The sequence below is a fragment of the Pedobacter sp. AC190 genome, assembly GCF_979258025.1.
This window is the reverse complement of sequence record NZ_OZ409824.1, coordinates 628072-650844: the sequence shown is the minus strand read 5'-3', so window position 1 is coordinate 650844 and position 22773 is coordinate 628072. Positions and strand designations below refer to the sequence as shown.

22 protein-coding genes are annotated in these 22773 nt (G+C 33.8%); 10 read left to right on the top strand and 12 right to left on the bottom strand.

The features are described 5' to 3' along the window. Nucleotides 1-83: 83 nt before the first annotated feature. Entirely contained in the window at nucleotides 84-773 is a 690-nt protein-coding gene (locus ACZZZI_RS02895) for a CAP domain-containing protein (protein WP_316759260.1), read from the bottom strand. Nucleotides 774-910: 137 nt separating this feature from the next. On the opposite strand from ACZZZI_RS02895, the gene ACZZZI_RS02890 reads away from it, so the two are divergent. Then, nucleotides 911-2107, top strand: coding sequence for an SH3 domain-containing C40 family peptidase (locus ACZZZI_RS02890; RefSeq protein WP_316759257.1), 1197 nt, complete (start codon nucleotides 911-913; stop codon nucleotides 2105-2107). A 110-nt stretch (nucleotides 2108-2217) separates the two neighbouring features. Here the strand turns inward: ACZZZI_RS02890 and ACZZZI_RS02885 are convergent, their stop codons facing one another. From ACZZZI_RS02885 to ACZZZI_RS02865, 5 genes are all read right to left on the bottom strand, one after another. Beyond that, nucleotides 2218-2982, bottom strand: coding sequence for an SDR family NAD(P)-dependent oxidoreductase (locus ACZZZI_RS02885; RefSeq protein WP_316759253.1), 765 nt, complete (start codon nucleotides 2980-2982; stop codon nucleotides 2218-2220). Between the two features lie 86 nt (nucleotides 2983-3068). After that, a complete protein-coding gene (locus tag ACZZZI_RS02880) occupies nucleotides 3069-3473 on the bottom strand; it encodes a helix-turn-helix domain-containing protein (protein WP_316759251.1) in 405 nt (134 codons plus the stop codon). A 53-nt stretch (nucleotides 3474-3526) separates the two neighbouring features. Further along, entirely contained in the window at nucleotides 3527-4372 is an 846-nt protein-coding gene (locus ACZZZI_RS02875; protein ID WP_316759248.1) for a ThuA domain-containing protein, read from the bottom strand. A gap of 178 nt (nucleotides 4373-4550) precedes the next feature. Next, the gene (locus ACZZZI_RS02870) at nucleotides 4551-5426 is read right to left on the bottom strand and encodes a DUF6252 domain-containing protein (protein WP_463488535.1); all 876 of its coding nucleotides are present in this window, start codon (nucleotides 5424-5426) and stop codon (nucleotides 4551-4553) included. Nucleotides 5427-5636: 210 nt separating this feature from the next. Beyond that, nucleotides 5637-7280 (bottom strand): glycine--tRNA ligase, encoded by a 1644-nt coding sequence (locus ACZZZI_RS02865; RefSeq protein ID WP_316759242.1) that lies wholly within the window; start codon nucleotides 7278-7280, stop codon nucleotides 5637-5639. Nucleotides 7281-7611: 331 nt separating this feature from the next. Here ACZZZI_RS02865 and ACZZZI_RS02860 point away from each other — a divergent pair, with 331 nt between their 5' ends. The 9 genes from ACZZZI_RS02860 to ACZZZI_RS02820 all read left to right on the top strand — a co-directional run bounded on the left by ACZZZI_RS02860 (nucleotide 7612) and on the right by ACZZZI_RS02820 (nucleotide 15799). Further along, entirely contained in the window at nucleotides 7612-8532 is a 921-nt protein-coding gene (locus tag ACZZZI_RS02860; protein WP_316759239.1) for a glycerophosphodiester phosphodiesterase family protein, read from the top strand. A 54-nt stretch (nucleotides 8533-8586) separates the two neighbouring features. After that, on the top strand, nucleotides 8587-9294 hold the full coding sequence (locus ACZZZI_RS02855) for an ATP-binding cassette domain-containing protein (protein WP_316759236.1): 708 nt from the start codon (nucleotides 8587-8589) through the stop codon (nucleotides 9292-9294). A gap of 3 nt (nucleotides 9295-9297) precedes the next feature. Beyond that, complete coding sequence (locus tag ACZZZI_RS02850) at nucleotides 9298-9837, top strand: porin family protein (protein ID WP_316759234.1); 540 nt, start codon at nucleotides 9298-9300, stop codon at nucleotides 9835-9837. Nucleotides 9838-9967: 130 nt separating this feature from the next. Beyond that, nucleotides 9968-10696: a gliding motility-associated ABC transporter permease subunit GldF gene (gldF, locus tag ACZZZI_RS02845; protein ID WP_463488534.1), complete on the top strand. Its 729-nt coding sequence runs from the start codon at nucleotides 9968-9970 to the stop codon at nucleotides 10694-10696. Then, nucleotides 10693-12375 carry a gliding motility-associated ABC transporter substrate-binding protein GldG gene (gene gldG, locus ACZZZI_RS02840; protein ID WP_316759230.1) on the top strand — a complete coding sequence of 561 codons (1683 nt, stop codon included), beginning with the start codon at nucleotides 10693-10695 and terminating at the stop codon, nucleotides 12373-12375. The genes gldF and gldG overlap by 4 nt, the downstream gene beginning before the upstream one ends. A gap of 33 nt (nucleotides 12376-12408) precedes the next feature. Then, complete coding sequence (dnaN, locus tag ACZZZI_RS02835; protein WP_316759227.1) at nucleotides 12409-13533, top strand: DNA polymerase III subunit beta; 1125 nt, start codon at nucleotides 12409-12411, stop codon at nucleotides 13531-13533. Between the two features lie 83 nt (nucleotides 13534-13616). Further along, nucleotides 13617-14297: a DUF4397 domain-containing protein gene (locus tag ACZZZI_RS02830; RefSeq protein WP_316759224.1), complete on the top strand. Its 681-nt coding sequence runs from the start codon at nucleotides 13617-13619 to the stop codon at nucleotides 14295-14297. A gap of 57 nt (nucleotides 14298-14354) precedes the next feature. Further along, nucleotides 14355-15047 (top strand): DUF4397 domain-containing protein, encoded by a 693-nt coding sequence (locus ACZZZI_RS02825; RefSeq protein WP_424056841.1) that lies wholly within the window; start codon nucleotides 14355-14357, stop codon nucleotides 15045-15047. A 74-nt stretch (nucleotides 15048-15121) separates the two neighbouring features. Further along, entirely contained in the window at nucleotides 15122-15799 is a 678-nt protein-coding gene (locus ACZZZI_RS02820) for a DedA family protein (RefSeq protein ID WP_316759218.1), read from the top strand. Nucleotides 15800-15851: 52 nt separating this feature from the next. Here the strand turns inward: ACZZZI_RS02820 and ACZZZI_RS02815 are convergent, their stop codons facing one another. The 6 genes from ACZZZI_RS02815 to ACZZZI_RS02790 form a co-directional block, all read right to left on the bottom strand. Beyond that, nucleotides 15852-16805, bottom strand: a complete 954-nt coding sequence (locus ACZZZI_RS02815) for a zinc dependent phospholipase C family protein (RefSeq protein WP_463488533.1) — start codon at nucleotides 16803-16805, stop codon at nucleotides 15852-15854. Between the two features lie 18 nt (nucleotides 16806-16823). Beyond that, nucleotides 16824-17249: a VOC family protein gene (locus ACZZZI_RS02810; protein WP_463488532.1), complete on the bottom strand. Its 426-nt coding sequence runs from the start codon at nucleotides 17247-17249 to the stop codon at nucleotides 16824-16826. A gap of 99 nt (nucleotides 17250-17348) precedes the next feature. Next, nucleotides 17349-17801 (bottom strand): DUF1569 domain-containing protein, encoded by a 453-nt coding sequence (locus tag ACZZZI_RS02805; protein ID WP_463488531.1) that lies wholly within the window; start codon nucleotides 17799-17801, stop codon nucleotides 17349-17351. 27 nt (nucleotides 17802-17828) lie between these two features. Next, nucleotides 17829-18929 carry a hypothetical protein gene (locus tag ACZZZI_RS02800; RefSeq protein ID WP_463488530.1) on the bottom strand — a complete coding sequence of 367 codons (1101 nt, stop codon included), beginning with the start codon at nucleotides 18927-18929 and terminating at the stop codon, nucleotides 17829-17831. A gap of 109 nt (nucleotides 18930-19038) precedes the next feature. After that, nucleotides 19039-21414, bottom strand: a complete 2376-nt coding sequence (locus ACZZZI_RS02795) for a DUF2339 domain-containing protein (RefSeq protein WP_463488529.1) — start codon at nucleotides 21412-21414, stop codon at nucleotides 19039-19041. A gap of 235 nt (nucleotides 21415-21649) precedes the next feature. Further along, entirely contained in the window at nucleotides 21650-22681 is a 1032-nt protein-coding gene (locus ACZZZI_RS02790; RefSeq protein ID WP_463488528.1) for an Atu2307/SP_0267 family LLM class monooxygenase, read from the bottom strand. Nucleotides 22682-22773: the final 92 nt, after the last annotated feature.

Genomic DNA, 22773 nt, shown 5'->3' with positions numbered 1-22773 from the left:
AAGCAAACTGTTATTATCTATTTCAACATAGATATTATTGATATGTTCTAGCTCAAAAAAGTATAAATTAAATTTAAGAATTTTTAGCGATTGTTGGTGTAAAAAGTAGGTTGCGAAACATAATCTATTACAGCGCACCAACTATAGGATGGATGAGGCTGAAGACTAACGCCAACCGTGTTTAGTTTATTTTTTTGATCTAGAAGATTAAACCTATGCCCAAGTGTTGGAACGCCGCAATCTAACAGTAAATGACATACGATATCTAGGCTGTTAGAAAAGCCAAAATCTATGTTTTCACTCATTGTCTTGTTTGGGAAGTCTTTAGCGAGGCGTTTCGAAAACTTATCACCATTACTACTATCATGCGATTCTAAATTATTTCGGTTTAAATCTATTGCATGGCTTCGGCTTAATGATGTTAGTTTTTCATCAGGATAAAACATTGGAAGGTTTTTTACGCCTTTAACATGTTTTAATAAGGATAAATAATAGGAGTTATTGCGTGCGATTTTTAACTCGTTGTAATTTCTATATTGCCTAACTTTTGAATTGTAATTATTAATGTAATCTTCTAAAAAGGTGTAATAAAATTTTTCGCCATCGAGGCGGATGAGGTTCATGTACAAAACAACATTTTTTTCTTCATTAGTTAAGTAATCAGCGTTTACGGCTGTATTGGCTTTTTTAAATTCGGCATCTGTCCAATTTTGCCCTAAAGCAATGCCCGTGTTAAACAAAAGGAAAATGAAGATAGAAATTGGACGGTACATGTTTGGCATTTTATGGATAACGCCTTTTAAAATTATTTATTTTTAGATTTTAAAATTTAACTGGAATTAAGCTCGGTAAGCAATTAGTTACAGGTGGTGAAAAGTATTATTAGTATTTTTAATTTTTGTTAAAAACTATGAAAAAACCAATTATTCTGTTCTGCTTTTTTTTAATTTCCATTGCAGTAAAGGCGCAAATTGATACGGCAAGTTTCAAAAATGTTTTCAATCAAATAAAAAAGGAATATGCTCCAGATAAGAGGTCTATTTACTTTAATACACAATTTAAGGGTGATAGTATTTTTGTAGAAAGTACTTCGGCAGAAGCTTTGGCTGCTTTAGATAAACAAGTTTCAGGCGTTACAGGTTATACAAAGGTAAATTCGTTATTGCCTGCTAAAAATCTAAACGGACTTGAGTATGGATTGGCAAATCTTTCTGTTTGCAACAATCGGGCTGCGCCACAAAATGCAGCCGAAATGATGACGCAAATGATTTTAGGAACGCCTGTTGAAGTTTTGAAAAAACAAAGCGGTTATTATTTGGTTCGCACACCTGATGGTTATTTATCTTATACCGATGGAACCGCAGTTAGTTTAATGAACAAGCAAGAATTTGATGCCTGGAAAAAATCCACACGAATAATTTATTTAGAAGATTTTGGTCATGCTTTTAGTAAGCCTGATGTAAATTCTATTCGAGTTTCTGATTTGGTTAAGGGCAATATTTTGGTTTTAACAAGTGAGGAAAAAGGTTTTTACAAAGTAAGTTTTCCTGATAAGAGAATTGGGTATATTAAGAAAACGGATGCTAAGTTGTTCTCAGAATGGCAGAAGAAGCCAAATCCTGACGCTGAGGCAATTCTCAAAACGGCTAAAACACTAATTGGTGTTCCGTATTTGTGGGGCGGAACATCGGTGAAAGGGGTAGATTGTAGTGGATTTACTAAAACCAGTTACTTTTTAAATGGGGTTGTGATTCCAAGAGATGCCTCTCAACAGGCTTTAGTAGGCGTAGACGTTGACGTATTGGAAGGAGATTCTACAAGTCTTGATAAATGTTTGAAAAATTTAAAAGCTGGCGATTTGCTTTTTTTTGCTGCAGCTAAACTTCGCGGTAATATGGGCGGAAGAGTAACGCATACCGCGATATACATGGGAAACGGCGAATTTATTCAATCAGCTGGAATGGTTAAAATTAGCAGCTTATTACCAACAGCTTCAAATTATGATGAGCGTGAGTATAAAACCTTAGTTAGTGCGAAAAGATATTTAACAGAAATTGGAAAGGCTCAGATTACTCGTGTCAATCAGCACGATTGGTATGGGAATTAAACTTAGATTAGTCATTCCGAGTTCTAATACAATTGACATTTCAAACTCTCGGGCGGTGATTAACCGACCGAGCGTTATTAATCTAATTTTCTTTGCTTCCGTGGCTAAAATTATAAAAACATACCACCTGATGCTTCAATGCGTTGTGCATTAATCCATTTTGCGTCTTCTGTACATAAAAAGGCTACTACGCCACCAATGTCATCTGGTAAACCAACGCGGCCCAAAGCAGTTTGCGATGCTATCATTTTATTTAATTGTTCATTATCGCGAACCGCACCTCCACCAAAATCTGTTTCTATTGCGCCAGGTGCAACGATGTTTACATTTATCCCGCGTGCACCTAATTCTTTAGCCTGATATTTTGTAAGCGTTTCCATGGCGCCTTTCATCGATGCATAAGCCGCATAACCTGGTAAAGCAAAACGAGCCAATCCACTCGAAATATTAACAATGCCACCACCATCATTTAAAAGAGCCAATGCTCTTTGAGTTAAAAAAAATGCTCCTTTAAATTGAATGTTTACTAAAGTATCGAATTGTTCTTCCGTAGTTTCTGCAAATGAATTATAAATTCCAACTCCTGCATTATTAACCAAATAGTCGAATTTTTCTGCATTAAAAACAGATTTTAAGACTGTTTTCACTTCTTCAAAAAAAGAATCAAATGTTTTGCTATCTGCTACATCTAACTGTAAAGCCGCTGCATTAACACCAATTGCTTTTAATTCTCTAACAGTTTCATCTGCATCATCTTTTTTCGATTGATAAGTTAAAAGTACATCAAAACCTTTTTTTGCTAAGTGTGTTGCTGCATTTTTGCCTAAACCGCGACTACCGCCAGTTACCAATACTATTTTATTTTGTTTTTCCATTTTCTTTTAATTTGATAAACAAAGTTAAATGGAAAGTAGTGATCAAAATGGTGATACGTTAAGGAAAAATGGTGAGTACTTAAGTTTTATATGGTGACAGTTTCCTTTTTTGTTAACGAATTGAAGTATTCTTCGCGATATTGCTTTGGCGTTTTGCCTTCAAAGTGTTTAAAAAACTTGGTGAAGTTTGATGGATCGTAGGTTAAAATTCGGGCGATTTCAGAAATTGGTGTGCTTACATTTTGCAACATCGATTTTGAAATTTCCATTAAACGCTCTTCGAAGAAAAAACATGGGGAATGGCCTGTTGCCGATTTAATCGTGTTACTGAAATGTGTTGGATGTACAAATAACAGAGCAGCAAAATCTCGAACCTCAAACATCTCTGTTGCTCTGCCCGAAACGATGTCATCAAGGTGCTTATCCAATTCTTTTAAATAATCGGCTGCAATTTCATGTTGACGAGCAAAGAATTTCTGTGGAATTTTCATCTATAATTTTGCGTATTCATCAAATATAAACCCGATGATGGATAAATTAATGATTACTTTATTTTTTTACCTGTACCCAACCAAATTAAACTATTCAAAATCATTTTATTTTGAATTTCATTATCAAAAGTAAAGGATAATGTTTTGTTTGTATTATCGTATTTATGTTCATAATCCATATCGTTATGGCCCATGTTTACATAAACCATTTTATAGTTTTTATTGCTCCAAACTACAGGGTAGTAACCACTTTTCCATATTTCATGTTGTTTTGGCCCAGTTCCTAATGGAAAACTTGTTGAATCGATGGCTATTAAAATTTTAATATCTGGATTTTTAGTTAAATCATTTTGCCAGCGATACCATTCGTTGGGTTGCGATTTGAATGTATTTGGAAGGTTCTTAGTTACTGGGTGTTTCTTATCCTCGAGCCTTAAAATGGCAGATGTTGGTCGCCATGTATTACTACCATAACCACCAGAACCTAAAAATGTGTTGTGGTACCAATCCCAATTCATGTCATAAGCTGATTTTTCTAAAGCAAAAGCAGAAAAATGGAAGCCTAGCCACGCACCTCCGTTTTCCATATATTTTTGAAATGCGGCTCTTTGTTCGGGTTTTTCTGGTCTTGTATCCAAAAAAAGCACCACTTGGTACTTAGAAAGAAATTCTGCGTTTAAATTATTCCAGTTCGAGGTAGAATCATATCCGAAATTATTTTTACAGGCCATTTCTGGAAACTGCTTATTAGCTTCGTGCACAAAACTAATATGCGCTAAGTCGTTTTTTGCAGTATAAAAGGCAATTACTTTGAATTTAGTCTTTTTGGTTTGTGCAATAGCAATAAAAGAAGAACACAGAAAAATAGTGACAACGAAAAATAATTTGATCTGATTCATAGTATAAATTTGGTTAACTCAAATTTAATTATTTCCAAATCATTAATATTTCAATTCTATGTTCTTTGTGTGTTTTAGGTCAAACGGTTAAATTCAATCGATTGATATAATTGAAAATACAATAATTTTAACCAGATCTGGCCCGTGAATTTGAGCAAATCTGGTTAAAAGTATAGCCTTATTTTTTACTGAAAGGTAAATCAAAAGTTCCCTCAGTAATATTTACCGATGTTTTTATCGAACTATCATCATTTGGGGCTTTAAATGCAAAGGTTCCTTTCAACTTATTATTTGCATCACTGGTAATTATTAAAGTACCACTGTCTGATGAAAATGAGCCAGTTGCTGTTTGATCTTTCATATAACCGCCAGTTCCATCACTTGCTAAATTATAAGTGCCAACACCCTTGTAGCCAATAATTCCTATTATTATACGTTTATCGCCGTTAATACTTGTTATTGTTAGCACATTACCAAGAAGAGGGACGTTAATTTGCACTGCTTCGCCAGTAAAACCAGTTAAAACTCCATCTACCTTAGCACTTAAGTTATTTGTACTATTGTTTGTTTCTGGAAGTTTAACAGGTACTAAACTTATGCTAAATTGTCCTTCAGTAATGTTTTTTGTTGTTGAGTTTGATGGATTTTCGCCTTTAAATTCGAATGTGCCAGTAATTATGTTTTGATCGGTATAACTCGTAATCTTTATTGTTCCGATAGAGTTTGCCATATACGATTCTGATGGGCCTGTATTGCCAGAAAGATATGTTGCGATATTATTATCGGCAACATTATAAGTGCCAACCCCTTTAAAATCATTTATCATTAAGGTAAAACCACTTGTTCCTTTAAGACCAGAAATCTGAGCAGTTGTTTGTGCCCCAACATTATAAAATTGAGCTGTAGCTAGGGTGCATTCTAATAAAATACCATCAATTTTTGCACTCATTGATGAGGTATTCCATTCAGGATGATAATTGATTTCTTTTTTACAAGATGAGGTAAAGATAAGACAGGTTAATGCCAATAAGCATAATTTGAAAAATACTTTCACGAGCGTAACTTTTTTAGTGTTAATTAATTAGTTGGCTAAGATAAAATAAATTAATAAAGCCTCAATCGAAAATCTATGTAAATCCATCAGATTTTTTATTATTCGATGGGATTTATTGGATTTTGCATAAAAAAAAGTCGCAGGTTTAAACCTGCGACTTAAATATTATAAATATCTAACCTAAAGTTCTTAGGTTTCGAAAACGGTAAATTACGCTAATAAATTTTTCCAGCTAACTGCTTTTCCAATAATATTTGTTAAATCGGCAATGGCAACACGTTCCTGTTCCATGCTATCGCGATGACGAATCGTAACCGTGTTATCCTCTAAGCTTTGGTGATCTACAGTTAAGCAGAAAGGCGTGCCAATTGCATCCTGACGACGGTAACGTTTACCAATTGCATCTTTTTCTTCATAAATACAATTGAAATCGAATTTCAATGCATCCATAATTTCACGAGCTTTTTCTGGTAAGCCATCCTTTTTTGTTAAAGGGAAAACAGCCACTTTGTAAGGTGCTAAAGCAGGGTGTAAACGTAATAAAGTACGGCTATCCTGTTTGTCTTCAGTGCTTAAATCCTGTTCTTCGAAAGCATTAATCATCGTTAACAAAAACATTCGATCTAAACCAATTGAAGTTTCAATTACGTAAGGAACATAATTTCCGTAAGGTTTACCTTCTTCGTTTAAATCGTTATCGAAATATTGCATTTTCTTTCCCGAAAACTCCTGATGCTGTGTTAAATCGAAATCAGTTCTACTGTGAATACCTTCCACTTCTTTAAATCCGAAAGGGAATTCAAACTCAATGTCAGTAGCCGCATTTGCATAATGCGCTAACTTAACATGGTCGTGGTAACGATATTTGTCAGGAGATGTTCCTAAAGCTTGGTGCCATTTTAAGCGAGCTTCCTTCCAATATTCAAACCATTTTTTGTCTTCACCTGGGCGAACGAAAAATTGCATTTCCATTTGCTCAAATTCACGCATACGCATAATAAACTGGCGGGCAATCACTTCATTTCTAAAAGCTTTACCAATTTGCGCAATACCGAAAGGAATTTTCATCCTTCCCGATTTTTGAACGTTCAAGAAGTTTACGAAAATACCTTGTGCCGTTTCAGGGCGAAGATAAACTTCATCACTACCTTCTGCCATTGCACCAAATTGCGTGCTAAACATTAGGTTAAACTGGCGAACATCCGTCCAGTTAGATGTTTTCGAAATTGGGCAAATTACTTTATAATCTACAATTAAATCTTTCAGCTGTGCTAAGTTTTCAGCTTTTAAAGCCAGATTCATTTCAACTTCAAGCACCAAGCCTTTTTTCACAAATCTCCAGCTAGCCTCATCAACAAAAGGATATTTGGCGTTATCTAAAATCGAAACTTCTTCCTTAAATCCAGGAATCCAGGCCGCTTGTCCTTCATCACTTAATCCTAAAATTTCTTGTTGAAATTCTTCAAACTTAGCCTTGTTCTCTGCACTAAAATTGGCTAGTTCAGAATATAACTCATCAATTTTATTTTCTAATAATTGATCGGCACGGTAACGTTTTTTCGAATCCTTATTGTCAATCATCGGGTCGTTAAAACCATCAACGTGTCCGCTGGCTTTCCAAACTTTCGGGTGCATAAAAATTGCAGAATCAATTCCTACAATGTTTTCATGCATTTGTACCATGGCTTTCCACCAGTACGATTTAATGTTGTTTTTTAACTCGGCACCCAATTGGCCATAATCGTAAACGGCACTTAAGCCATCATATATTTCGCTGCTTTGAAACACGAAACCGTATTCCTTAGCATGTGATATTACATTTTTAAATTGTTCGTCGTTATTCTTTTGAGCCATAATGGAGGCAAAGATAATTATTTTGAGCTGAAAGACTAAAGCTGAAAGATTAAAGTAGAAATGCTTGGTTCGATGTTCGTAAAAATGCTTTACAGCTCTAAATTTTTTAGAAAAGCAATTGTAGTGCTAGTCAGGTTCTGTAGTCCCGCTTTTTGCTGCAATCTTTTAAAAACTTCTGACAGCTAGTTTATCGTTGTTGCAATTTTAAAAGTATTTCCGCTGCAATCGGGTTTAAGAGGCAAAAAATATCAATCTATTTATGTTTTAAATGCATACCGCTAAGAATTCTGTTTTACATCTTACATCTTCCATTTTTTCCTATTTTTGAAGCATGAAATTTTATCATTTGATTTTATTAGCCTTGGTATCGGTTTTTACATCCTGCAATCAAGAAGAAAAAGTTCATCATTATATTAAATTTAACAACACCCAAGAATTGTATAAATTCTTAAAATGGTCGCCAGAAAACCGTTTTCCGTTAATTAGTGCCCATCGTGGCGGCCCAATGCCAGGTTTCCCTGAAAACTGCATCGAAACTTTCGAAAATGCCACAACTTATAATCCGATGGTAATCGAATTCGATATTGCTTACAGTAAAGATTCGGTAATGGTAATTATGCATGATGATAATCTTGACAGAACATCGACAGGTAAAGGTCCAATCGGAAATTATACTTACGAGGAATTAAAGGCTTTTAATTTAAAAGACGACGATGGAAAGGAAACAAAATTCAAAATACCAACTTTGGATAGCGTTTTAAGCTGGAGTAAAGGAAAGGTTTTACTAACCATCGACTTAAAGAAAGGCGTTTCTTATGCAAAAGTTATCGAAAAAGTTAAGCAATATAAGGTAGAAAGCAATTCAATAATTATCACTTACACCGCTAATCAAGCTCAAGAGGTACATCAGTTGGCACCCGATTTAATGATTTCTGCATCAGTACAAAAGAAAGCCGAACTAAAAAGATTAAATAGTTTAGGTATTCCTAGTGATAAAATTGTAGCTTTTGTAGGGGTTTCTGCACCTGATAAAGAACTTTACAAATACCTTCACGATAAAGGTATTACCACTATTTTGGGTACAATGGGTAATATTGATAAAAGTTCGATTGCAAACCCAGCTAAAAACGTTTATTATCATTTGGTAAACAATGGAGCCGATATTTTATCATCAGATAATATTGGTCAGGCTGCAGAGCAATTAGATAAGTTTAGGTATAATAAAAAAATAAGTTCAGTATACGTTAATTAAAAGCATAACGATCGTTTAAAAAACTTTGTATTCTTTGCGTTTAAAATTTTTACCATGAGTATTTCAGTTAAAAACCTTTCCAAGCATTACGATAAACAAATAGCAGTCGATTCGATAAGTTTCGATGCAAAACCTGGTCGTATTTTGGGTTTTCTTGGTCCGAACGGAGCTGGTAAATCTACAACAATGCGTATGCTTACTGGTTATCTGGAACCAACATCAGGGGAAGCTCAAATCTCGGATAAGAATATTGTAACGCAAGCAATTGAAGCAAAAAAGCATATTGGTTATCTGCCAGAGAATACGCCACTTTATGCAGATATGTATGTAAAGGAGTTTCTCAACTTTGTTGGCCAAACTTATGAACTGAAAAATTTAAGTGTAAGGATTGATGAAGTAATTAAAATGGTAGGTCTAATACCCGAACAACATAAAAAAATTGGTACGTTATCAAAAGGCTATCGCCAAAGGGTAGGATTAGCGCAGGCAATTATTCATAATCCTGATGTTTTAATTTTAGATGAACCTACATCGGGTTTAGATCCAAATCAGTTGGTTGATATTCGTGCTTTGATAAGAGAATTAGGAAAGAATAAAACGGTTGTAATTTCTACACATATTATGCAAGAAGTGGAGGCCATTTGCGATGACATCATAATTATTAATAAAGGTAAAATTGTGGCAAACGATTCACTTGAAGGAATTAAAAAGGCTTATAATGAAAATTCGTTAGAAGATATTTTTAGAAAACTTACCGCATAATTTATGTTGAAAATTCGTTTTGCTTTATTTGCATCGATGCTTTTTATTTCTTTTATAATTAAAGCTCAAAATGCTGTTAAAATTGATATTGGTGCAGAGTTTGGACTTCCGTCACGTAATTTTGCTGCGATTTCTAATATTGGTTTAGGTGGATCGGTTAAAGCAGAATTTCCAATAGCTTCATCGTTTGCATTAACTTTAAATGGTGGTATTACAAATTTTTTTGGTAAGAGAAACCAACTATTAAACGTTCAGGATTTAACCTACGCTCCATTAAAAGCAGGATTAAAATACTATTTAAGCGAAACTTTTTACGTTGAGGGTCAACTTGGGGCAGCGTTGGCTTTAAGTAACGGTCAAAAAACATTGTTTGCCTGGTCACCAGGCTTAGGAAACATATTCAACTTATCGGGCAAAAATAAACTGGATTTAGGTATAAGATACGAAGGTTGGACAGGCAAGAATGAAAGTATAACATTTCTCAATACATCGAGCACAAAAGGTTTTCTGGGTGTTCGTTTTGCTTACGTTTTCGCTTTATAACAAAATCATACCGTCTTAATTAATCAGCTGTTTCAAAAACCTTTTCAAATAACTTTATTTACCTAATTACCCTTTTTTTACGTCTTTAATTTGCCCAATTATTTAGTTAACTTCGGCATTTTAACATTGTATGTACGCAGTATTTAAACGCGAATTATTTAGTTTTTTAAATTCGATGGTTGCTTATGTAACCATTGGAGTTTTTTTAGCCGTTTCTGGACTTTTACTTTGGTTTTTTCCAGATACTTCGCTACTTGATTATGGCTATGCAGAACTAAATGGTTTTTTTAGTCTGGTTCCATATCTTTTTATGTTTCTAATTCCAGCAATTACTATGCGCTCTTTCGCCGAAGAAAGGAGAGAAGGAACTTATGAACTTTTAATTACCAAGCCAATTACACTTTGGCAAATTGTTATTGCAAAGTATTTAGCCTGTTTAGTATTGGTTCTTTTAGCATTAATACCAACATTGGTTTACTATTATTCTATTTCAAAATTAGGTTTACGAGAAGGTAATATCGATTCAGGTGCTGTAATTGGCTCTTATATTGGTTTGTTTTTATTAGGCTCAGCCTTTACCTCAATCGGAGTTTTTGCTTCTGCCTTAACCAAGAATCAGATCATCGCTTTTGCAATTTCTGCTGCATTATGTGCTTTTGCCTTTTTAGGTTTCGATTATTCCAGCCAGCTTTTATCCATGCAAAGTTTTGAAACTACAATAGCCTCTTTTGGTATTAATCAACATTACCAATCTATTAGTCGGGGCGTGTTAGATACACGTGATTTAGTTTATTTTATTAGTTTTTCAACAGTGTTTTTATTGTTTACAAAACTTGCAGCGGGAGGGAAGAGAAAATGAAAATCAATAATAAATGGATAAATTTTGGATTGGTATTAGTCGCTTTAATATTGTTAAATATTGGAGGGAAATACATTTTTCATCGTTTCGATTTTACTGCCGATAAGCGCTTTACTTTAAGTGATAAAACTAAAAAACTACTGAAAGGTACAGAGAAAGCGATCATAATTACTGTGTTTTTAAATGGAGAGTTACCTGCGGCCTTTAAGCGTTTGCAAGCATCTGTTAAAGATTTATTAACCGATTACAAAGCTTATTCAAACACAGATTTAAAAGTTGTATTTATCGATCCACTTGCAGGCTTTAATGCTGCAGATCAGGATACGGTAATTAATAATCTTTATCAACAAGGTATAGAAGCTACTAATTTAAGCGTAAAAACAGAAAACGGATTAACTCAAAAATTGGTTTTTCCGATGGCAATGGTCGAAAGCGATGGCAAACAAATGCCAGTTAAATTGTTTCAAAATTTAGATGCTGGGGGCAGTTATGAAGACAATATCAATCGCTCTATCGAAAATTTAGAATATATTTTTACTTCAAGCATTAAAAAAGTAATTGGCGGAAATAATCCTCGAATTGGATTTACTGAATCGAACGGAGAGCCTTCCGATTTACAGCTTTATGATGCCATGCACACACTGGCAAATAGTTACGAAGTTGGGCGAGTTAACCTAAATACCATAGATAAAGCAGGCTTGGATAAATTAAAAATGCTAATTGTAGTTAAGCCTCAAACCGCGTTTACCGAAGCTGAAAAATATAAAATCAATTACTTCATAATGAATGGCGGTCGGGTACTTTGGAGTATCGATCAAATTTCGGCAGAATTGGATAGCTTAAGAGGAAAAGGCAGCCAGATGGTTTTAAATAAAAACCTTAACCTAGATGATATGCTGTTTATGTATGGAGCTAGAATTAATTACAACGTAATTGCCGATAAGAATAGCGCCGAAATTCCTGTTTCTACTGGAAATGTTGGTGGTCAGCCACAAATACAGCTTGTACCTTGGTTGTACTACCCAATTTTATTGCCTGATACCGCTGCGAGTTTAGTAAAAAATTTAGATGGAATTAAATCCGAATTTCCAAGTACCGTTGATACAATTGGTTCAAAAGGAATTAAGAAAACTTATATTTTAACTACTTCTGCATTTAATAGGGTATTTAACGTGCCTAAACAGTTCTCCTTACAAATGGTTGCAGAGCAGCCCGACCCCAAAACATTTCAAAATCCAATGCAAAGTGCAGGCGTTTTATTAGAAGGGAATTTTCAGTCAGTTTTTGCAGGAAGACCTTTGCCAGCGGGCATTTCTACACCTTTCGCAAACGTTGCAGTTGGTAAGCCAAGCAAAATGGTAGTTATAGGCGATGGAGATTTATTTAAAAACCAGGTTGTAGCTAAAGATAATTCGCCATTGCCATTAGGCTTTGATAGATATACACAGCGGACTTACGGAAATAAAGCACTACTTTTAAATATTGTTGATTATTTTACTGATGATGATAACTTAATTGCGTTAAGAAACAAAGACGTTAAAATCAGATTGCTTGATAAGGCAAAAATTAAACTGGAAAAAACCAAATGGCAGGTTTTAAATATTATAGTTCCGTTATTATTGTTAATATTATTTGCAATTTTTCAACATTATTACCGCAAGTACAAGTACGCTAAATAATTTTTATATTTTTGAAGAAGACTAATTGATATCATGAGATTTATTGTATCCACATCAACTTTATTAAAACATCTACAAACTGTTAACGGTGCATCTAGCAGCAGTACAGTTTTACCTATACTAGAAAATTTTCTTTTTGAAATTAAAGATGGTAATTTAACCATCTCCGCTACTGATTTACAAACCAGTATGACTACTGCCCTGGCTGTAGAATCAAAAGAAGAAGGAAAAGTTGCCGTTCCATCTAAAATTTTATTAGATACGCTTAAAACTTTACCAGATCAGCCAATTGCTTTTAATATTGACGATGCAACTTTCGCAATCGAAATTAGTGCAGGCGAAGGTAAATATAAATTGAGCGGTGAAAACGGTGATGATTTTCCAAAAATTCCTGTTGTAGAAAACGCTTCATCGGTAAATTTACCAGCATCTGTTTTAACAGAAGCAATTACCAAAACTATATTTGCGGTTAGTAACGATGAGTTACGTCCAGCAATGACAGGTGTTTACTGTCAGTTATCGCCTCAGCACATTACATTCGTAGCTACCGATGCTCATAAATTGGTTCGTTACCGTCGTATGGATAGCAAAGCTGATAAAGCAACATCGTTTATTTTACCAAAAAAAGCTTTAACACTTTTAAAAGGCGCCTTGCCTTCAAATGATATTAATGTATCAGTTGATTATAATGCAACCAGCGCTTTCTTTAAGTTCGATAATATCAATTTAGTGTGTCGTTTAATAGACGAACGTTATCCTGATTACGAGGCAGTTATCCCGCAAAATAACCCTAATAAATTAGTAATTGATAGAAGTTTATTTTTAAATACGCTTCGTAGAGTAGTAATTTTTGCTAATAAAACTACTCACCAGGTTAGGTTGAAAATTAATGGAAGTGAGTTAAATATATCGTCAGAAGATTTGGATTTTGCAAACGAAGCACACGAGCGTTTAAGCTGTCAATATGATGGTGAAGACTTAGAAATCGGCTTTAATGCACGTTTCTTGATTGAAATGCTAAGTAACTTAAGTGGCGATGAAGTTACTTTAGAACTTTCTACACCAAATAGAGCAGGCTTGTTAATACCGCAAACTAATGATGAAAACGAAGATGTTTTAATGTTAGTTATGCCAGTTATGTTAAATAATAGTTATTAGAAACTACTAAATCTTTAGTTTTTATAGGGAAATGGCTTGGTTTTTGACCAAGCCATTTTGGTTATAACCAAGTACAACTACCTATGAAAATCTTTACAAAACGTGTCTCAATCACCCAGGCAATTCTGCTTGCAGTTTGCTTTTTATGTATTACTTCCTGTAGTAAGAAAGATCCCGATTTAATTGTTCAGGGACAAACTAAAATTAAAGTTACTAATGCCGTGCAAACAGAAACTAAACAAGATGTTTACATTGATAATGAAAAGTTAACTTCTGCCGCTTTAACCTTTGGTGAAACAAGCGATTATTTAACAATCCCATCTGGAAACAGAAACCTGAGCTACCAGGGTTCAAATAATTTAAATACAAGTACGAATTTAAATTTTACTCCATCATTAACTTATAGTACTTTTTTAGTTTCTGATAGAAATGCGAATAGAGAAATAGTTAGTTATGAAGATAATTTAAGTATTTCTGATATGGCGACTGCAAAAATCAGGCTCATAAATTTATCGCCAAATTTTGCTACGGGTATTAATGTAACTGTACAAGCAGGTGCGCAATTTGTTAATGGCTTACTATTTAAAGAAGCATCCAATTATTTTTCATTAGATGCAGGTGCTGCATTAAGGTACAATGTTGTGGGCTCAGGAAGTATTAAAACTATCGCTGCCACAGATTTAATTCCAGGTAAAATTTATACAATTTGGTTTAGCGGCTTAACTGCTGCAACATTAGAAGCTCATCTTATCGAGTATAATTAGTTACAGTTTACCTAATTGAAATACAAAAGCTATCTTTGCGTATAAGATATTACCTGTATGAATTTCAAAGCCTTTAACTTTTTAAAACTATCTTTTCTATTTACAGCAGTTTGCTTAATTACGGCCTGTGTTAAAAACGATAATTTAATTAAAGGAGATACTAAGGTTCGGTTCTTTAATAATGTTGATCAGCTTTCTCAGGATTTCTATTTAAACGGAATTAGAAGAACGACTACTACAGGAATATCTTATGGTAACAGTACAGATTATCTGGTTTACGAGGGTGATAAAGAATACAACATTTTAGCCAAAAACACAGGAAGTACGAAAATTGGTGATTCTATAAAATATACCTTTGGTATAGGAAAAAATTACTCAGTTTTTTACACTAAAACTTCAGAGATAGATTCTTTGCTAACGATTTATGAGGATAATTTGACTCCTGATCCTGCTAATGCCAGGCTATTCTTTATAAACTTAGGATACACTTTGGATTCAAAAGTTAATATCAGGAACAGGACATCATCTTTTACAGCTTCTTTAGCAAATGGAGAAAATTCTGGATATATCGTATTAAAACCAGATTCTAACGCTAAAATATTCTTAAATCTTGTTAATTCAACAAGTGTAATTGACACCATACCTGCTACCAATTTTTATAAAGGTAAAACCTATACCATAATCATTGATGGTGTTAATAAAGGAGTAAATAAAGGGAAGTTAAGGGAGCGATTAATTGTCAACAATTAATCAAATTCAATTAATATTTCAGAAACGGCTTTTTATCAAATTGATATTCCTATTTTTGCTCAAAATCAGATACATTGGAATTACTACAGCAACTCATAGATTTTATTCTTCACATCGATGTCCATTTAGCACAAATTGTTAACGATTATCAAACTTGGACTTACTTAATATTATTCCTTATAATTTTTGCTGAAACAGGATTAGTTGTTTTACCATTTTTGCCTGGTGATTCCTTATTGTTTGCAATGGGTGCATTAATAGCTGGTGAGCATGAAACTGGTTTAAATATTTGGGTTATGCTATTGATTTTAATTGTTGCGGCAATTTTAGGTAATACAGTTAATTTCAAATTAGGAAGTGTTTTAGGCGCTGGTGTATTTAAGGAAGATAATAAGATTTTAAAACTTAAATATTACGAACAATCGCATGAATTTTTCGAAAAACATGGTGGTAAAGCAATAATTTTTAGCCGCTTTTTGCCAATTTTCAGAACAATAGCTCCGTTTGTAGCAGGCATAGCTAAAATGCCATTTGGTAGATTTACTTATTTTAACATTATAGGTGGCATAACTTGGATCGTAGCTTTATTATTAGGCGGTTATGTACTAGGTCAAATTCCGATCATTAAAAATAATTTCGAACTGGTTATTGTTTTTATAGCCGTTGTAACCTTTGTGCCTGCAATTTGGGCAGCGGTAAAAAGCCGTCTTCAACCAAAAAAAATAGAAAAAATTATTGAGGGTGAGAACTAAACTCAACTATAAGTATTAAAAAAGGCGAGCAATAATGCTCGCCTTTTTTTGTTTAAATCTCTCTTCCTAATATTTTACCATTCTGGTATTTCTTTTCCGCTTCTTCTTCCTCTTTTTTATGCCTTTGTTCAGCCTCAATTTTAATGAGATTTTTAAGTTCGGGTTGCCCTGCATCAACCCAGGCAGAATACCAGAAAGAGCCAATTTCTAATATTGCAGAACGCATTTGTTTTTCTACCATATTATTCATTTTATCGTGATAGGCTTTTGAGTATGCTAAAGAATATTGCTTCAAAACTGTATTATTCCGTTCGGAGAAACTATACTTCTTATCCGATGGAAATGATATGCTTAATTCTTTTTCAAAGGTTAAAACGGTATCAAGTAAGGTATGAGTGTGTTTTGTTATTTTCCAGGCTTCTTTTAAAGGGTTTTCGATGTAAGTTGCCCTGCCAATAATATAGCTGTAATTCGTCGAGAATAATTCAGGTAAGCGGCTTTCCCAAAAGGCATGTATACCAACTTGGTTAGTTAATTGACCATTGTGATTAGAAGTGGTATGTAAAGGAACGTGAGCATCGCCAATATAATGACCTAAATCGGCAGAATACTTTAAGATTTTAATGGAATCTCGGGTTTCGAAAGCTTTAACTAAACTATAATACGTTCGCTGAATTTGCCATGGAACAATGCCATTTTCATTTAAATGTTTTTTACCGTACTTAGCTAAAGCATCGTTCCATTTTTCGGGAATGCTATCGATACTTTTCTCATAGTTTTCTACGTCTAAGTAATGCCTTGGTGCTTCCAAAGTATCAGCATACCTACGTTTATCAGGATCTACAGCATGTTCGGTAATGTATTTTACATTCTTTTTGTAGAAACCAATCATGCCATTTGGTAAAGTGAAAACAGCCAGGTTATTTATTCTTTGGTGTGCAAAGAAACCCCAAGAGGTACAAAAGAAAAGCGGGATGATTAACATAATTATCGTTAATCGCTTCATTCACTGTAATTAGGTTATTTAAGCATTTTCAATTTTAGCTATGTCCAGTTTTTTCATTTGCATCACTACATCCATTACCCGCGTAGCCTTTTCAGGGTTGGATAATAGTTCGACGATGTTAGCGGGTGCAATTTGCCAGGAAACTCCAAACTTGTCTTTTACCCACCCACACATGCTTTCTGCTCCACCATCTTTGGTAAAAGTTTCCCAATAGTAATCAATTTCATCTTGTGTATCACAACTCACCACAAATGAAATTGCTTCATCAAATTTTAATTTTGGGCCATCATTTAAACCCATAAATTTGTTTCCGTTCAACTCAAAAGTAACTACCATTGGTGTTACCTGGGTAATTTTTGAATTTTTGAAAACTGTACAATAAAATTTTGCTGCTTCCTCTGCTTGTCCATCAAACAAAAGACAGGTAACTAGTGGTTTTGCCATTCTTAATGTTTTGGTTAGAATTTTGTCTATACAAGTTAAGCAACAATTTGCTTTTTTGCGGTTTTATTTAAGACTTATTTAGGGGCAGTTGAAACTTTTTTAAACCCCAAATTGTCCTAAATGATAATCTAAGTGTTTGTAAAACATATTATTCCATTCGGTTTTTGTAAGCTTTCCAAATGAATGTGATTTTTTTCCATCAAAATGCGCCTCTCCTAACTCTTGTGTTTTATTAATATAGGCAATCAGTCTTGCTTTTTCATTATCAAATTCCTTTTGGTCTGAAATTACAAATGCTGGCGCTGTTTGACTGTTTTTTTTGTACGGTTTCTCACTAACTACTAAATTTTTAACCACTAATTTCATAATAAGTTTCATAAAAGCGTTTGGTTGTGGGTGTGTGTTCTCATAAACCAATTCATAGCTTACATTGCAGTGCGCTAACATTTGCGCAACATTCATTTTACCCCAAAGTTGAGGTGTTGATGAGGTAAGATTGTTAATCCTACTAATAACTTCCCCAGTTATTGCGGATTGAAAAATGTTTTTCATGTTTTGTTTTAATGGTATATATAAATTTTAATTCTTAAGCATTTTAAAAGAAAACCAACCCAAAAGTGCTATAATTACCGCCATTAAAGCCCATAGCCAAACTTTATTTTCGAATAATGGTTTTTCTATTTTAGTAGTATAGGTGGAATTTTTCTGTTCTTCTCCAATAGTTAATGAGGTTAAATTTTCAGGGATTTTACTTTCAAACTTCTCAATTTCATAGCTAGGAGCCTGTATTTTATCATTCCCATAAAATATCGCATAAGTTAGTTTCGGGTTATCAAAACGAGCAATAATCTCGTAAATGTTTCCTCTTAGCTCTAATTTACCTAAGCGCAATGGTTTGTTATCATTATTTTGAATAGTGATTTTTAACCTTGAAGCAATGGTATTCTCAAAATTATACTCAGTTTTTTCTAATGAACTTAAAGTTCCTTGATAAAGACTGGCATAATTATAATGCATTCCTTTATCAGTTTTAAAACTATCTGTGGCATATTCAATTTTTATTGATCGGTAAAAATCGAAATCGCTTTGCGCATTTAGCGATAAATAGGAGAGCGGTACAGGATTTTCTAAAGTAACATCTATAACTGTTTCCTTATTAACAGCATCATTATTTAAACGGAAAGTTTTATATTTTACATCCTGATAAGTGCCTTTTATGGTATCGGTTTTATTAATTAATGCCTCCAGTAAACCAGGTTTTTCGGCGCTCCTGATCATCAACCTATAATACAAATATTTAGAATCTGGAAAACTAAGTTTTGTAAATTGGTAATCGGTATTGTTGTTTTTAATGGATAAAATGCGGTAGTCCTTTAAAATTGTAAACCATTCGGTGTTGGCATTACTGCCTTCGAGGGTAATTTGCCAATTAAAATTACCTTCTTTAAAAGCCAAGTTAATTTGGTTAATAGTAGAAGCACTGTTCAGCTGAAAGGTGTAAAAAAAGCCATTAGAATTTGCGCTTTCGTTAACGGGTTTAAAATCAACTTCTTTTGATGTAACTTTGTCTGCTCTTTGCTTTAAAAGGTATGGTACTTCTAAGGTATCTTTTCCATCGACACCAAAAATTCTTAAATCATCAAAGCCCGAATTTGCATTTTTATAAAGTTGATTCGGCAATTGTAGTTTGTGCCAAGCCGAATTGACGCCAATTATATTCCGTTTAAATTTAAAGGCACTTGTTTGTGCACTAGCGATATAGAAACACATCGAAAGCAATAAAAAGATATTAATTTTCAGCTTTAGCATCATCAATAATTAAATGTTTATACTTATTGTAAAGAAAGGAAATGATTAATAATAATATGCCAAGCGACACAAAAACAATGGTTTTTGAAATCGTACTTAAGTAAGCAATATCATAAATAAATAGTTTTATTAAGGTAATGCCAAATAAAACCATAGCCCCAATCCGCAAATGTTTTTTGTTTTTAGCTAAGCCCATGCTAATTAAAAACAGTGAATAAATGCCCCATAAAATGCTAAGCCCTAGCTTATAGCTTCCATCTAAATCTGCTAATTCTAAAATGTTAATTAATTCACTACTAATTAACCACAAAATGGAAATATAAAGCAAGTAGTCAAACATCACTTTCAAATCCATTTTGAACAAGCCAGAATTGATTAATTTATAACATTGGATAATAAATGGGCCAAAGAATACAATGCTTAAATACCTAATGCCAATATTAAATGAACTGATATTGAAGTATTTATCTGTGTGGGATAAATATGCGTCCCTCAGTTCGCTCAAATTATAAAGTCCATGGGTTAAAAAAGCAATAACAACTATCAAATTTATAACTAAACATGCAATAGCTAATTCATTGCTTTTAAGTTTTCTAACATTAAAATAGCTTAAAATTGATGCAAAAAATAAGGTATAAATATAAATCCAGGCAGTTTGGAGCTTTTCGTAATTATAATTGTACTCATAATTTACGTATGCAGATTTACCGTTTGGATTGGTATTAATTTTGGTTAGCTCGAAAAGGTTATTGAAATATTTGGAAATCTCTATCCTAAAAGTAACGTACACCACTAACAATAAGATAGATGGTATTGCATAGTTAAGTATTTGTCTTGCCCACGCCCATTCTATAGGTTTCTCTATTTCTTTTTTGCTGATGTTGTACATCCAGATAAAGCTTATTATAAAAATAACTGCAGTTAAAAAGCCAACATTTAATATTGGTGTAATGAACTCTGAGTCATAATAAAAATTATAATATGTTGTCCAATCTTTCAGTAAACTGAAGAAGGCAAGGAATATTAATGGAAAAGAAAGTTTTTCGTAAATCGCGATGTTTTTAACTCTTGCTAGATAGAACAATACAGCAGCCTCAACGGTCCAGAAAATTGTAACCCAGCCACCATTTAATTGTACTGGTGCAGCCATTGTAATAAAAGTAATTACCATTGCCAGAATCAAGTAAAATAAATTTCGATCAGCAAGTTGTTTTTTGTAGATAATTAAACTTACTACAAAATGAATTACAGCGTTTGCTAGTGTAAATAAGCCTAATAATTCTGCGCTATTTTTATTCCCTAAAAGGATAAAATAGCCAATTCCGTAATAAATAAATGAATTTAAAAGAATAATTACAACATCGCTCAGCCCAAAAATTTCTTTCTTTGCTACTTTATAGGCAAGGTTTGTAATGTAAAAAATAACAAAAAACAAGGTCGAAAACAGGACCGATAGACCAAAGAAAATATTTGCAGAACTCAAATCTAACCGCCAGGCTAAAAAGATAATCCAGGTTAATCCAAAAGATGCATAAAACAAAGGTTTCCAATATTTTTTGAAACTTAAAATCAAAATCCCGATGTTGATAATAGCCATGTAGGTGAATAATACACCAACTTTTCCAGAACCATCACTTAGTAAAAAAGGAACGGCATAAGCACCAACTAAACCAATGTGTGCTATAACCTGCTTATTATATTTTATGGCGGCCACAACAGTAAAAGATGTAAATATCACCATTAATGCAAACGCTAATACCTGCGGAATGAGGGTATAGAAATCGTATGCTGCATAAGTTATGAAATACATAATAGCAATTGCCCCACTAACCAAAACCGCCGAAAAGTTTTCGTATTTTTCTTTGAGTTTAATTGCAAATGCCATTAAACCAGCACCAACAGCATAGCCTAAGATAATCCTGGTTAATGGACTAATCATATCGTGGTCGATAGCATATTTGGCCCCAATGGCTACACCAATTATGAGAATTAGAATCCCGATTTTACTAATTAAGTTTTCACCAATAAACTTTTCGAAATCCGACTTAACTATGTTTTCACGTTTAAATCTATCAGCAAAATTAGGTTGCTGCTGATTTGTATTTGATGAAGAAAAACTCGGAACGGGCCTAGAATTATTCGTGTTTTGGATAACCTGAGAGGGAGGCGTGTTTCTTGGTAGTGGCGCAATAGCTGGCCCTTTAACTATTACATCGTGAGTTGGAGTGGCTCCAGGAGATTGCAAAGCTCTAACTTCATCTCTCAAAGCTTTAATTTCAGCATCGAAGCCTTGCTGTCTGAGCAACAAATTCTCTAACTTAATTAAAAGCAGGTTTATTTTTTCCGAATTATCCATTCTATATTTTATCGTGCGTAATTTACTTTAATAAATATAGGGATGAATTTTTACAAGGTTAGGGAAATTTATTTGAACTGATTTATTAATTATCTCTTTTTATGATTTCAATGGTGTACATTCATTCATTTGTTAGAGAGGTATCTTTTGCGATTAAGCTTAACGGAAAGCCTATTAAGAGTATATAAGCTATTATATACTCTTAATTTTATATGTTGAAAAAAACAAGTGTTAATTATTTTTTCAAGGCTGCTCTTACTTTTGGTGCTATTTTAGTTCCGAAAATTTCGATGGATTTCATCATCGCGGCATGTGATGGGCCGCCAACATCCATATGGGCTGAGAAGCGCGTTAAGCCAAAAGTTTCTTCCATTTCTAACATTTTATCAACTGATTCGTTCGCATCCCCGATAATTAATGCACCACCTTTACCAATTCCAGCGTCGAACTGATTACGTTGATAAGGTGCCCAACCACGAGTTTTGCCAATTCGGTTCATTTGCGCAGAGTAAAGCGGGTAATAATAATCAGCAATATCTTTGTTGTTTTCGCCAAATAAAGAGTGCATATGAACGCCTACTTCAAATTTATTCATATCATGACCATAAGCCTGATAAACCTTTTTGTAATAATCGAAAAGTGGCTTAAATTGTATGGGTTGGCCGCCAATAATGGCAAACATTACAGGTAAACCTAATCTTCCTGCGCGTTCTACAGATTCTGGCGTGCCACCCACAGCAACCCATATTTTTAAATTATCGTTTACCGCACGTGGCAAAACTTCCTGATTAACCAATTCTGGACGGAAATTACCTTTCCAGCTTATTTTGGGTGTTGAATTTATTTTTAAAAGTAATTCTAATTTCTCTTCATAAAGCTCATCATAATCTTGCAGGTTAAAGCCAAATAGTGGAAAAGATTCGATAAAACTTCCACGGCCAGCCATTAATTCGGCTCTGCCATTCGAAATTAAATCTATTGTAGCGAAATTTTGGTAAAGTTTAACTGGATCGGATGAACTCAAAACCGATACAGCGCTACTTAACTTAATGTTTTTAGTTATGGTTGCTGCAGCAGCTAAAATAATTTCGGGACTGGAAACTGCATAATCCGGGCGATGGTGTTCACCGATTCCGTAAAAATCTAAACCCACTTCATCCATGAGTTTAATTTCTTCTATAATTTCCTGAAGTCTTTGTTGTGCGGGTTGAATTTCTCCCTTTGCATTAATTTGCAAATCGCCAAACATGCCAATACCTAATTCCATAATTGCTAAAATTTGTTAAACAAAGTTAATGGGTTAGGAGCAGAGAATTTTTGATGTATGGTAAGAAATTTTAACCACAAAGCGCACAAAGC

Coding starts and splice junctions, on each gene's coding strand:
- ACZZZI_RS02895 (WP_316759260.1), bottom strand. CDS start 773: ATGTACCGTCCAATTTCTATCTTCATTTTCCTTTTGTTTAACACGGGC.
- ACZZZI_RS02890 (WP_316759257.1), top strand. CDS start 911: ATGAAAAAACCAATTATTCTGTTCTGCTTTTTTTTAATTTCCATTGCA.
- ACZZZI_RS02885 (WP_316759253.1), bottom strand. CDS start 2,982: ATGGAAAAACAAAATAAAATAGTATTGGTAACTGGCGGTAGTCGCGGT.
- ACZZZI_RS02880 (WP_316759251.1), bottom strand. CDS start 3,473: ATGAAAATTCCACAGAAATTCTTTGCTCGTCAACATGAAATTGCAGCC.
- ACZZZI_RS02875 (WP_316759248.1), bottom strand. CDS start 4,372: ATGAATCAGATCAAATTATTTTTCGTTGTCACTATTTTTCTGTGTTCT.
- ACZZZI_RS02865 (WP_316759242.1), bottom strand. CDS start 7,280: ATGGCTCAAAAGAATAACGACGAACAATTTAAAAATGTAATATCACAT.
- ACZZZI_RS02860 (WP_316759239.1), top strand. CDS start 7,612: ATGAAATTTTATCATTTGATTTTATTAGCCTTGGTATCGGTTTTTACA.
- ACZZZI_RS02855 (WP_316759236.1), top strand. CDS start 8,587: ATGAGTATTTCAGTTAAAAACCTTTCCAAGCATTACGATAAACAAATA.
- ACZZZI_RS02850 (WP_316759234.1), top strand. CDS start 9,298: ATGTTGAAAATTCGTTTTGCTTTATTTGCATCGATGCTTTTTATTTCT.
- gldF (WP_463488534.1), top strand. CDS start 9,968: ATGTACGCAGTATTTAAACGCGAATTATTTAGTTTTTTAAATTCGATG.
- gldG (WP_316759230.1), top strand. CDS start 10,693: ATGAAAATCAATAATAAATGGATAAATTTTGGATTGGTATTAGTCGCT.
- dnaN (WP_316759227.1), top strand. CDS start 12,409: ATGAGATTTATTGTATCCACATCAACTTTATTAAAACATCTACAAACT.
- ACZZZI_RS02830 (WP_316759224.1), top strand. CDS start 13,617: ATGAAAATCTTTACAAAACGTGTCTCAATCACCCAGGCAATTCTGCTT.
- ACZZZI_RS02825 (WP_424056841.1), top strand. CDS start 14,355: ATGAATTTCAAAGCCTTTAACTTTTTAAAACTATCTTTTCTATTTACA.
- ACZZZI_RS02815 (WP_463488533.1), bottom strand. CDS start 16,805: ATGAAGCGATTAACGATAATTATGTTAATCATCCCGCTTTTCTTTTGT.
- ACZZZI_RS02810 (WP_463488532.1), bottom strand. CDS start 17,249: ATGGCAAAACCACTAGTTACCTGTCTTTTGTTTGATGGACAAGCAGAG.
- ACZZZI_RS02805 (WP_463488531.1), bottom strand. CDS start 17,801: ATGAAAAACATTTTTCAATCCGCAATAACTGGGGAAGTTATTAGTAGG.
- ACZZZI_RS02795 (WP_463488529.1), bottom strand. CDS start 21,414: ATGGATAATTCGGAAAAAATAAACCTGCTTTTAATTAAGTTAGAGAAT.
- ACZZZI_RS02790 (WP_463488528.1), bottom strand. CDS start 22,681: ATGGAATTAGGTATTGGCATGTTTGGCGATTTGCAAATTAATGCAAAG.